Raw genomic sequence first — 8717 nt, 5'->3', positions numbered from 1 at the left:
CAGGGCGCACCGGCCCGCGGTGGCGTCACGCGGCCGGGCGGTGGGGCGGATTCCTGCGGTCAGGCGGCGAGTTCGCCGGCCTGCAGCTGCCAGAGGGACGCGTAGAGCCCGTGCTGGGCGAGGAGTTCGTCGTGGGTGCCCTGCTCGGCGACGATGCCGCCCTTGTCCAGGACGAAGATGCGGTCGGCGTGGCGGACCGTGGAGAGGCGGTGGGCGATGACGACCATGGTGCGGTCGACCGCGAAGCTGTGCAGCGTGCGCTGGATGGCGGCCTCCGTCTCGTTGTCCACGGCGGAGGTGGCCTCGTCCAGGATGACGACGGGCGAGTCCTTGAGGATCGCGCGGGCCAGGGCGATGCGCTGCCGCTGGCCGCCGGAGAGCGCGGCGCCGCGTTCACCGATGAGGGTGTCGTAGCCGTTCGGCAGGGTCGTGATGAAGGTGTGCGCCTCGGCCATGGCGGCGGCCCGGACGACGGCCTCGTCGGAGGCGCCGAAGCTGCCGTAGCGGATGTTGTCGGCGATGCTGCCGTCGAAGAGGAACGGGTCCTGGGCGACGAAGCCGATGGCGTGGCGCAACTCGTGGCGGCGCAGGTCCCGGACGTCCCGGCCGTCGAGCAGGACGCGGCCGGACTCCGCGTCCTGGAAGCGCATGAGGAGTTTGGCGATCGTCGTCTTGCCGGAGCCGGTGGCGCCGACCAGGGCGGTGACCCGTCCGGCCGGGATGGTCAGGGAGAGGTTGTCCAGGGTCGCCGGGCGGCCGGGGTAGCCGAAGGTGACCTCGTCGAGGACGATCTCGCCACGCACGGAGGGGAGTTCGAGCGTCCCTTCCCCGCTGTCGGCCTCGACGGGCAGTTCGCGCAGGCGCTGGACCCGGTCGTAGGAGGCGAGGGTGCGCTGGTACTGGTCGGCGATTCCGCCGAGCCGGCTCATCCGCATGAGCAGCATCTGCGGGAGGCCGATCAGGGGGCTGAAGACCTCGAAGCGGAGGGTGCCGTCGAGGACCGCGCGGCCGCCGACGAGCAGGGTGCCGGCCATCGACGCGGTGGTGCAGGCCCGGACGGTCTCGCCGTGGCGGAGGGTGCTGCGGTCGGTGCGGTGGCTGCTCTCCTGGACCGCGTCGCTCAACCGGTCGACGCGCTCGGCCTCGTACGCCTCGGTGCAGAAGCTCTTGACGGTCGCCCCGGCTTCGAGCGAGTTGATCACCTGGCTGCCGAGCCTGGCGCGGTGTTCACCGGTTGCGGCGTAGTCCGTGGCGGCCTTCTCCTGGTGGCGCAGCGACAGCCAGGCGATGACCGGGATCGGGAGGAAGGCGATCCAGGCGATCTGGGGGGCCAGCAGGAGGAACGCCGGCACGAGAAGGGCCAGGCTGGTGCCGAGTTGCAGGATGTCGTTGGCCGGACCGGCGAAGAAGGCGCCGAGCTGGCCGACGTCGTTGGTGAGGGTGCCGGCGACCCTGCTGGTCCGCTCGCCCTCCAACTGGCCCAGTTCGAGGTGCTGGACGTGCCGGTAGGCGCGGCCCCGCCAGTCGTGCTCGATGTCCTGGCCGAGCCGTCGCCATTGGACGTTCGAGGCGTACGAGAGTCCGGCGACGGCGGCGCAGGCCGCGCCCACCAGGCCTGCTAGTCCCAGGAGTTGGGCGGACGCCGTGGTCAGGCCGAGGCCGGCGAGCGGGGCCGCCTCGCCCTTGATGAGGACCAGGCCGGTCCATCCGAGGAAGGTGCCGAGCGCCATCTCGGCGGCCTGGCAGGCGACGGACAGGGCGGCGGCGCGGTAGAGGCGGGGGCGGTGCGGTCCGACGATCTCCAGCAGCGGGTGGCCCTCGGGCCCGGCCGCTTCGGCCGTCTTGCTCCATGCCTTCCGCAGGACGACCGCGGTCGCGGCGGCCACTCCGCCGACGGCCACCAACTGCCGTGTCAGGGTCGACCCCTTGACCAGCGCCGCACCGGCCGCGACTCCGCCGCCGACGGCGAGCACCGGCCGTACGACGAGGCCCGGGTCCGCCTTGGGTGACTCCGCGGACGGGTCCGTTGCCGCGCGCCCCGTGCCGGTCGCTTCCCGGGAGAGCCGGGCGACGGTGCGGCCGATGATCCGGCCGACGTCCGCGGCGCGCAGCCGCCCATCGTGCCGGACGAGCACCCCGCCGGTGACCGGGCTGGCCTGGGCCTCGGTGATCCCGGGGATGTGGCGCAGCGCGGCGGCGAGGATCTCGGCCGTCCGGGGGCGTCCGACGACGAGCCCGACGTCCCAGCGCTGGCGGCCCGGTGTGACCGAGCGAGGGCTCGCGGCCGGTTCCACGGAGCGGAATCCGGATGCGGCTCCCAGTAGCGATGGCATGTGTACGTTCACCTGTTTGCGGAGGTCGCGGAAGGCCGTGACGGAGTCGACGGATCGGGGCGACGGATCGGGAATTGAGATACGGGGCGGGGCCGGAGGGGGTGCGCGGGCGGACCGGCCCGCGAACGGCCGCCACCCTGGCGCGTTCCGCCGTAATCGGTCGGCGGGCGCGCCCGGTGGCGGCCGCGAGTCACACAGGCCGTCAGTGCGTCTTTCCGGCAGCGCTCTCGGCGGTCGCGCGGATCTTCGGGGCCCTCCGGTCCCCCTTGGCACCGGCCCCGCTCGTGTGCTGACCGGGCACGGAGTGGCCCTCGGTGTCGGCGGCGGCCATCTGGGCGGCGACCACGTCGGCGGCGACCTCGGCCGCGAGGTCATGGATGTTCTCCCCGGCCTCGTGGGCCGCCTTCTTCACCTCCATCGCGATTCCGACGGACGCTTTGACGACTCCACCCACCAGTGGCTTCAGCAGGCGCTTGGCCAGCGGCGCGACGATGAGTCCGACGAGAAACGGCGGTACTACAGGCGGCATGACGCTCCATCCTCTCCACGCATACGTATGACAGGGAACCCGGGCACGAGAAATGGGAGCGGCGCACGGCCGGGCGGAAATATATTCCCTTTCGAAATCCGGTACGGGCCCGGAAAATCCGGTACCGAGCCGGGAAATCGAATTTCCGGACGCGTGATCACGCCGTCCGATCCCTTGATCACGGTAGTTCAACGACACCCACCTGGGCCAAATGGATTCCCCCGGTTTCACTCGTGTGAGTGTCCTTGGCCATTTCTCGTGTCCGGAATTAAGCGCACCCCCGGAACACTGCAGAGTGATTATCCGACTACCTTTTCCGAAACATGCCGCTGCCCTGTGCCCGGCGCGACGCCGCCCCGCCTCGTACGGGTGAATCAAGATCGGCCGCCCCGGTCGCCCCCGGCCGCGCCAGGCCCGGCGGCCAGGGGACTACGGGCACTCGAACAGGCTTTCCGCGTAAGGAAGTTGGATCATCGAGCCCGCGCCCCGGTGGCACCATGACGCCATGCTCCGACGCACCCCGCCGGCCGCCCTGACGGCCGCGCTCACCGCCTCGGCCCTCGCGCTGAGCGGCTGCGGCGGCGTCGCCCGTTCCTCGACGACCACCCCCCTGGTGGACCGCGGCACCGTCCGGATCGCCGAGGCCGGCGAGACGCCGAGCTTCGACCCGTACTCCACCTTCGGCGCCTCCCAGGCCCGTTACGCCTACGACTCCCTGGTGAACCCCGCCCCCAACGGCGGCCTGGTCACCGGCCTCGCCACGGACTGGCGGGCCACGGCGACCGAGGCGGTGTTCACGCTCCGCGCGGGCGTCACCTGCTCCGACGGCACTCCCCTCACCGCCTCGGCGGTCGCCCGGTCGCTGACCTACGCGGCCGACCCGGACAACCAGCTCGCCGGAGCCCGTACGGTCCTGCCGAACGTCCCGCTCACCGCCCGCGCCGACGACCGGAGGCGCACGGTCTCGGTGTCCGCCGCCGCCCCGTACCCCTTCCTGATCCGCACCGTCGGGCTGCTGCCGGTCGTCTGCCCGGCCGGGCTGGACCGGCCCGGCTCGCTCGCCCGCGCCACGCAGGGCACCGGCCCCTATGTGCTGACCCGCTACTCCCCCGGCGGGCCGTACGAGTTCACCGTCCGGGAGGGCTACACCTGGGGGCCCGACGGTGCGACGACCGGCGAGCGTGGCCTCCCCGAGCGCATCGAGCTCTCGGTGGTGCCCCAGACGTCCACGGCGGCGAACCTCCTGCTGACCGGGGGCGTCGACATCGCGTCGGTGAGCGGACCCGACCGCGCCCGGCTCACCGGCCACGGGCTGGCCACCACGGAGGTCGCCACCGTCATCGGGATGACCTTCTTCAACCAGCGGCCCGGCCGGGTCCTCGCCGACCGGGCGGTGCGCCGGGCCCTGGTCTCCGCCCTCGACCGCCGGGGCCTCGCCAACGTCGCCGTGGGCGGCACCGGCACCCCCGCCCGGGACTTCGGCGCCGAGGGGTCCGTCTGCCACGGAGACCTCGCCGACGCCAACCTCCCCGTGCGGGACGCCGCCGAGGGCCTGCGGGACGCGGGCTGGACCCGCTCACCCGGCGGTCCGCTCACCAAGAGCGGCCGGGCGCTCCGGCTCCGTCTGCTCACCAGCCCCGATCTCGGCCCGACCCTGGCATCGGTCGCGGAGCTGATGGCCCGGCAGTGGACGGCGCTCGGCGTGAAGGTCGAGCTGGTCACCGAGAGCCTGCCGGCCCTGGTCAACGCGATGTACACGACGGCCGACTTCGACGTGGTGGTCGGCAGTACGCCGGGCTTCGCCCTCCCAGCGGGCTTCATTCCCTTCTTCTCCGGTCCCGCCCCCGCCGGGGGCCTGAACTTCGCCGGGGTGGCCAATCCGGAGTACGACGCCCTGGTCGCCCAGGCCCTCCGGGAGCCGGACACGACGGGATGCGCCACCTGGAACAGGGCCGGCGCCGCGCTCTTCCGCTCGGCCGACGCGCTGCCGATCGCCGAGGGCCGCAGCGGCGTGTACGGCCACCGCACCACCTTCACCACCACGTTCGGCGGTCAGCTCGTCCCCACGAGCATCCGCCTCCACCAGTGATCCCGGGACCCACCATGACCGTTCCCGCTCTGCTGCGGCATCCTTGGACGGTGTTCCTGGGCCGCCGCGGCCTCCGGCTCCTCGTCTCGCTCGGCATCGTCCTCACCGCGTCGTTCGCGATGATCCGCCTCATCCCCGGCGACCCGGTGCGGGCCGCGCTCGGTGTGGACGCCGCCCCCGACCTCGTCGCCGCCCGGCGGCACGCGCTCGGGCTCGACATGCCGTTCCTGGCCCAGTACCTGCAGTACCTCGGCGGCCTCCTGCACGGCGACCTCGGGACCTCGCTGATCACCGGGGCGCCGGTCGCGGAGCTGGTCCGCACCCGGCTGCCGGCCACCCTGGAGATCGCCGGCCTCGCCTTCCTCACCGCGCTCGCCGTCGCCCTGCCCGGCGGGCTGCTCGCCGCCGTCCGCACCCGCGACGGCCGCCGCCCGCGCACCGAGCTGGCGTTCACCACGGTCACCGCCGGGTTGACCGGGGTGCCGGACTTCGTGCTGGCCGCCGGGCTCACCGCCCTGCTCGCCGTCGGCCTCCAGCTGTTCCCGGTGGCCGGTGCGGCGGGCGTCGCCTCCCTCGTCCTCCCCGTCCTCGCGCTCGCCCTCACCCCCACCGCCGTGCTCCTGCGCATCGTCAGGGTGGAGGCGCTGAAGGTGCTGAACGAGGACTATCTGCGTACCGCCCGGAGCAAGCGGCTGTCCGCCGCACGCCGCCATCTGCGGCATGCCGCACCGAACATGGCGTCCGCCGCGCTCACCGTCGCGGGCAGCCTGCTGCCCGCCCTGATCGCGGGCACGGTCCTGGTCGAGAAGGTGTTCGCCTGGCCGGGCATCGGGTCCGCGATGGCCCAGTCCGTGGTCACGCAGGACTATCCGGTGGTCCAGGCCATGGTGCTGGTGCTCGGCACCACCGTGCTGATCGCCGGTCTCCTGGTCGATGTGCTGCTCGCCCTGCTCGACCCCCGCTCGGCGATCCGGGAGATGTGATCATGAGCCTTCCCGCCGGACTCCGGCGCTCCCCCATGGCCTGGGTCACCGGGGTCATGCTGGCGTCACTCGTCGTACTCGCCGTGGCCGGCCCGCTGTTCTGGGGCGCGGCGGCCGACCGCCCGGACCCCTCGGCCGTGCTCCAGGGGCCCTCGGCGGCGCACCCGGTCGGCACGGACGGACTCGGCCGGGACCTGCTGGCCCGCATCCTGACGGCGGCCCGGCCCTCGCTGCTGCTCGCTCTCGCGTCGGTCCTGCTCGGTGCGACCGCGGGCGTGCTCATCGGGGCCTGCACCGCCGTCGTCGGCCGGCGCGCCCGACGGCTGGCCGCCGGGCTGATCAGCCTGCTGCTCGCGTTCCCGGCGCTGCTGATCGCGATGTTCCTCGCGGTGGTGTTCGGCGCGGGCACCACCGGGGCCGTGCTGGCCCTGGCCGCCGCGAGTGTGCCCGGGTTCGCGCGGCTGGCCCAGACCCTCGCGGCAGGCGTGGCGGGCACCGACCACCTGGCCGCCGCGCGGGCCCTCGGTCTCGGCCGCCTCCGGCTGCTGGGGCGCCACGTCCTGCCGAACATCGCCGAGCCGCTGCTCCTGAGCGTCACCACGGCGGCGGGCACCGCCCTGGTCGCGCTCTCCGGACTGAGCTTCCTCGGGCTCGGCGTCCAGCCACCGGGCTACGACTGGGGGCAACTGCTCAGCCAGGGGCTCGACCGGATCTACGCCGAGCCGCTGCCCGCGCTCGCCCCGGGCCTGGCGCTGCTGTACGCGGCGCTGACGTTCCAGCTGCTGGGCGAGGTGCTGGCCGGGGGCGCCGCCCGGCGCGGCCCGGTGGCGCGCATCCCGGCGCAGCGGTCCGCGTCGAGCGGCCCCGCCGAGGAGGGGCAGGTCCTCCAGGTCGACGGCCTCACCGTCGAACTGCCGACCCCGGCCGGGCCGGTGCGCCCGGTGCGCGGGGTGAGCCTGTCGCTCGGGCGGGGCGAGATCGTGGGGCTCGTCGGCGAGTCGGGCTCGGGCAAGTCGCTGACGGCGCTCGCCATCGCCGACCTGCTCCCGTACGGCGCCCGGGTCTCCCGGCGTACGCTGCGGCTGCTCGGGGCCGACCTCGGCGCGCTGACGCGCAAGGAGCGGGACCGGCACCTCGCGACGGGACTGTCGGTGATCTTCCAGAACCCGGCGTCGGCGCTCAACCCGTCCCTGCGGATCGGCACCCAGCTCACCGAGGCGGTCCGGGCCCATCGCGGGGCGAGCCGGGCCGAGGCCACCGCGCAGGCCGCCGAGGCGCTGCACCGCGTCGGCCTGTCCCCGTCGTTGCTGCGCTCACGCCCGTACGAGCTCTCCGGCGGCCAGCGCCAGCGGGTGATGATCGCCGCCGGGCTGATGGTGCGGCCGGGGCTGATCATCGCGGACGAGCCGACGACCGCGCTCGACGTGACTGTGCAGCGGCAGATCACCCGGCTGCTGGTGGGCATCCGGCGGGACACCTCCGCCGCGATCCTGTTCATCAGTCACGATGTCGCGCTGGTCGCCGAGTTCTGCGAGCGGGTGCTGGTCATGTACGCGGGCACGCTGGTGGAAGCCCTGCCCGTCGGCCGGCTCGCGGCGGGCGCCCGGCACCCCTACACCCGGGCGCTCGTCGCGTCGGTCCCGGACCTCACCGCCGACCGCGACCGCCCGCTGCCGACGGTCGAGGGCGCGCCGCCCGATCCTCTCGCGCCCTCCCCCGGCTGTGCGTTCGAGGCCCGGTGCCCGAGCCGCCGGGACCGCTGCGCCGAGGAGGCTCCCCCGCTGGACGACCTGGGCTCCGGCCACCGGGTCGCCTGCTGGTACCCGCTGCCGGTGACGGCGGCCCCGGAGAAGGTGACCGCGTCATGACGGCCCTCCGGGTGGACGGCCTCACCGTCCGGCGCACCGGCCCCCGCGGTTCCTTCGCCGCCGTGGAAGGGGTCTCGCTGGAGATCGCGCCGGGCACGACGCTGGGGCTGGTCGGGGAGTCGGGCTCCGGGAAGTCCACGCTGGCGGGCGCGATCGTGGGCCTGGTGCCGGTGCGGGCCGGCCGGATCCTGGTCGACGGCGAGGAAGTCCGCACCCGTACGCTCCGGGACCGGCGTCGGCTGGGCCGCCGGGTGCAGGTGGTCCTCCAGGACCCGGACACCGCGCTCGACCCCCGTATGACCGTCCATCAGGCGCTGGCCGAGGCGGCCACGGTGTTCCGGCGGCTGGACCGGGCCGCACGCGCCGAGCGCGTCGCCGAGCTGCTGGACCTGGTCGGCCTGGACGCCCGGCTCGCCGACCGCCTGCCCCGGCAGTTGTCCGGGGGGCAGCGTCAGCGGGTCGCGCTGGCCCGGGCCCTGGCCGTCGGGCCTGGTCTGCTGATCGCCGACGAGATCACCTCGGCCCTGGACGTCTCGGTGCAGGCGTCCGTCCTGAACACGGTCCGCCGGCTTCAGCGGGAGCTCGGTCTGTCCATGCTGTTCATCGGCCACAATCTGCCGGCGGTCTGCCATGTCTCCGACGCGGTGGCGGTCATGCGGCACGGCCGGATCGTGGAGACGGCACCGACCGGGACGCTCCTGCGGGCACCGGCCCATCCGTACACCCGGGCGCTGCTCGACTCCGTACCGACTCTGCGTACGGCCCCGGCGGGGGAAAAGGCGCCGTGACCGCCGGGGATTGATTTCCGCCATTTCGAAGTCAAGCCGCCGCGCAATTCCTCACGCTCACGGATTACCGCGCACTATTCCCGCTGATTTTCCGTGAGACGATACGGCGGCTTCGGAATGCGACGGG

The 8717-nt window shown here is 73.9% G+C and carries 6 protein-coding genes; 4 read left to right on the top strand and 2 right to left on the bottom strand.

Annotated elements, in window-relative coordinates; translation table 11 throughout:
* Positions 1–59: 59 nt before the first annotated feature.
* Both OHS17_RS30780 and OHS17_RS30775 read right to left on the bottom strand, forming a co-directional pair.
* A complete protein-coding gene (locus OHS17_RS30780; protein WP_330314815.1) occupies positions 60–2333 on the bottom strand; it encodes an ABC transporter ATP-binding protein/permease in 2274 nt (757 codons plus the stop codon).
* 202 nt (positions 2334–2535) lie between these two features.
* A complete protein-coding gene (locus tag OHS17_RS30775; RefSeq protein ID WP_330314814.1) occupies positions 2536–2862 on the bottom strand; it encodes a DUF5132 domain-containing protein in 327 nt (108 codons plus the stop codon).
* Between the two features lie 505 nt (positions 2863–3367).
* On the opposite strand from OHS17_RS30775, the gene OHS17_RS30770 reads away from it, so the two are divergent.
* The 4 genes from OHS17_RS30770 to OHS17_RS30755 are packed head-to-tail and all read left to right on the top strand — an operon-like array spanning position 3368 to position 8590.
* The gene (locus tag OHS17_RS30770) at positions 3368–4951 is read left to right on the top strand and encodes an ABC transporter substrate-binding protein (protein ID WP_330314813.1); all 1584 of its coding nucleotides are present in this window, start codon (positions 3368–3370) and stop codon (positions 4949–4951) included.
* A 14-nt stretch (positions 4952–4965) separates the two neighbouring features.
* Complete coding sequence (locus OHS17_RS30765) at positions 4966–5934, top strand: ABC transporter permease (RefSeq protein WP_330314812.1); 969 nt, start codon at positions 4966–4968, stop codon at positions 5932–5934.
* 2 nt (positions 5935–5936) lie between these two features.
* Positions 5937–7802, top strand: coding sequence for a dipeptide/oligopeptide/nickel ABC transporter permease/ATP-binding protein (locus OHS17_RS30760; protein WP_330314811.1), 1866 nt, complete (start codon positions 5937–5939; stop codon positions 7800–7802).
* Positions 7799–8590, top strand: a complete 792-nt coding sequence (locus OHS17_RS30755; protein ID WP_330314810.1) for an ABC transporter ATP-binding protein — start codon at positions 7799–7801, stop codon at positions 8588–8590. Before OHS17_RS30760 ends, OHS17_RS30755 begins: the two co-directional genes overlap by 4 nt.
* The last annotated feature ends 127 nt before the right edge of the window (positions 8591–8717 follow it).

Source organism: Streptomyces sp. NBC_00523, from assembly GCF_036346615.1.
Lineage (GTDB): Bacteria > Actinomycetota > Actinomycetes > Streptomycetales > Streptomycetaceae > Streptomyces.
This window is presented reverse-complemented; position numbering and strand designations above follow the sequence as displayed.